General features: G+C 66.7%; 3 protein-coding genes. 1 reads left to right on the forward strand and 2 read right to left on the reverse strand.

Going from position 1 to position 2,798, the window contains the following annotated elements; translation table 11 throughout:
• Window positions 1–55: 55 nt before the first annotated feature.
• Together AAHM41_RS39820 and AAHM41_RS39825 are read right to left on the reverse strand one after the other, a co-directional pair.
• Window positions 56–1,054, reverse strand: a complete 999-nt coding sequence (locus AAHM41_RS39820) for a calcium-binding protein (RefSeq protein WP_342242184.1) — start codon at window positions 1,052–1,054, stop codon at window positions 56–58.
• A gap of 366 nt (window positions 1,055–1,420) precedes the next feature.
• Entirely contained in the window at window positions 1,421–2,227 is an 807-nt protein-coding gene (locus AAHM41_RS39825; RefSeq protein ID WP_342242185.1) for a molybdate ABC transporter substrate-binding protein, read from the reverse strand.
• Between the two features lie 286 nt (window positions 2,228–2,513).
• On the opposite strand from AAHM41_RS39825, the gene AAHM41_RS39830 reads away from it, so the two are divergent.
• Window positions 2,514–2,720, forward strand: a complete 207-nt coding sequence (locus AAHM41_RS39830) for a cold-shock protein (RefSeq protein ID WP_225770919.1) — start codon at window positions 2,514–2,516, stop codon at window positions 2,718–2,720.
• Window positions 2,721–2,798 lie beyond the last annotated feature (78 nt).

Below are 2,798 nucleotides of genomic sequence, written 5' to 3' on the forward strand. Positions count from 1 at the left end.
CCCCCCCCCCCCCCCCCCCCCCCCCCCCCCCCCCGGTTCTGTCCGGACGTCCGGTCTACACGAAGGTGAAGTCCGACGCGGTGAAGTGCAGATTCTGGAACTCCGCGAAGCTGATGTCGGTCAGGCGGGCGAAGGCCGAGGCGGTGCCGTCCTCCTGGACGCTGGCGATGATGCCGGCATCGAAGGTTGAGCTGTAGAAGAGGATGATATCGCCGGCGCCTTCGCCGTGCAGGGCCGAGAGAGCCTGGGCATTGGTGGCGAAGCTCTGGTTGGTGGCCACGACGACGCTCTCGCCGTTCGCGCCGGCCGCGGCACCGCGGTAGAAGCTGTCCACCACGCCGCCGACCGTGCCGTCGCCGTGGTCGACGAAATTCGCGCCGACCCCGTCATGGCCGAGGCCGACGGCGTCGAAGGCGAAGGTGTCGTACAGCGGGCTGAAGGCCTCGATCGCGGCGTGACCCGCGCCGGTGCCGCTCTTCGGGTCGTCGAAGCGGAACAGGAAGGTGTCGTTGCCGGCGCCGCCGCTCAGCGCATCGATGCCGTCGCCACTGATCAGCGTATCGTTGCCGCTGCCGCCATAGAGATGGTCATCTCCGCTGACGTTGCGCGGATTGTCCCGGCCCCCGTCGCCCGAGAGGGTGTCGTTGCCGGCGCCGCCGGCGACCACGTCATCGCCGTTGCCGCCGTACAGCTTGTCGGTGCCGTCACCGCCATGGAGGGCGTCGCTGCCGTCGCCACCGTACAGGCGGTCGGCCCCGATGTAGCCGTAAAGGGCGTCATGGCCGGCTCCGCCCTCGAGGACGTCGTTGCCACTGCCGCCGTCGATGGCGTCGTTGCCGTCGTTCCCCTCCAGCGTATCGTTGCCGCTGCCGCCCTCGATCGCGTCGGCGTGGGCTCCGCCCTTGACGAGGTCGTCGCCCGTGCCGCCATAGAGGGCGTCGCTGCCGTCGCCGCCATTGATGCGGTCGTTGCCGCCCTGACCGCTGATGGCATCCTCCTCCGACGTCCCGACAAGGACGTCATCGCCCGAGGTTCCGATGATGATCTTGCTCACTCGTCCAGTCCTCCCACGATCAGATTTGGCATGACTGATTACTCCGATATTCTGGGAAACCTTATGCCTACAGGCATAATACTCAGAATCATGACCGTTGCATGAATCATCATAAGATTTCCGGTATGTCCATACCAAGGGTTCGATGTTAAATCTATGGACAATGCCAAGCTTATTCCGTGAATGATTTTTCAGATCGCTGTATGCGGCTCAAATCCTTGCGTTGCGGGACACAAACCGGAAGCTGTATCCGAGATGCAATCTGTGGATCCGCCTTTGCGGAATCGGATTTTCAGGCGATGAAACCTCGCAGCATGATCTTCGATCCCCGTGATGGCGAACCTGAAACGAGACTCGGCGCTGGGCTCACGGCGCTGTCGGCGTATCGAAACCTGATTCCGCCAGAATCGCCTGGCCGGCCGGGGACAGGATGAACAGCGCCAGGCGATAGGCTTCCGGCGGCGCCTCCTTCAGCACCGTCAGACCGTAGGCGGCGCCGACCGCCAATTCCTTCGGCAGCGGCACCACCACGAGATCGGGCCACTCCGCTTGCGCCGCCTTGCCGCTGGTGCAGTAACCCAGGAACATGTCGGCCCTGTCGTGCTCGATCAGCCAGGCTGCTGCGTTGGCGTCCTCGGGCAGGCCCAGCTTCCGCGCGCTGTCGGGCGCCCCGACCAGCTGCAGCGCCTTCTTGTCCAGCGCGGCGAAGGCGCCCGGGCGGATGGCCTCGGCCTTGCGGAACATCGCCCAGGTGTAGTCGCCCGACGGGTCGTTCCTCGGCGTCGAGGTGCCCAGCCTGACCGCCGGGTCCAGGGCACGGTCGAGTACGTTGTCGGCGGTCAGCCCGACCTTCGGCGCGGCGATGGCGCAGAGCCGGTTGCGGGCGAAGACCACCAGCGGCCCGCCCAGCCCCTCCTGGTTCAGCCTCTGGGGATGGCCGGTGTCGGCCGAGGCGAAGATGTCGACCTCGTCGCCGGCCTCGATCTTCTCCCGCATCGTGCCGGAGGGGCCGAAGCTCGCGGCCACCTCGGCGCCGCCGGACTGCCGGAAGGCCTCGGCGATCCGCAGCATGGCGCCGCGCAGGCTGCCGGCGCCGTACAGGGTCAGGTCCGCCGCCGGGACGGGCGCCGCCGCCAGCACGCATCCGATGACAACCGCCGCCAGCCGCCGCATGGCCTTCCTCCGCCGCACTCCGGGGCAGAACGCTAGCCGGGTCTATCGCTATGTTCAATTGGATATAGCGAAGGGCGTGAACGACCATATCCATATAGTCCGGCCGGTTGCGGCTTGCGCCGTCGCGCAGGCCGCTCGCGCAAGTTTCGGTCGAATCCGCATCGGGTGACTAGGCGACGGCCGGAAGGTTGCCTATGTCACTGGCTTCGGCTCACTTGGCCGACCGGCCGGGACCTCATTCGGCCGTGAACGACGGCGGCTTCGGCTGCCTATGGAGTGAAGACGTATGGCGACTGGTACCGTGAAGTGGTTCAACACCACCAAGGGCTTCGGGTTCATTCAGCCGGACAACGGCGGCAAGGACGTGTTCGTCCACATCTCGGCGGTGGAAGCGGCCGGGCTGCGGACCCTGAACGAAGGTCAGCAGGTCACGTTCGAGCTGGCGCGAGGCCGCGACGGCCGGGAGTCGGCGGCGAACCTGCAGGTTTCCTGACGGTCCGCATCGACGGCTGATACAAAAGGGGGGGGGGCGCGGCGGGGGGCGGCCGGGTTTTTTGTGGGGCAGGGTGGG

Source organism: Inquilinus sp. OTU3971, assembly GCF_038440215.1.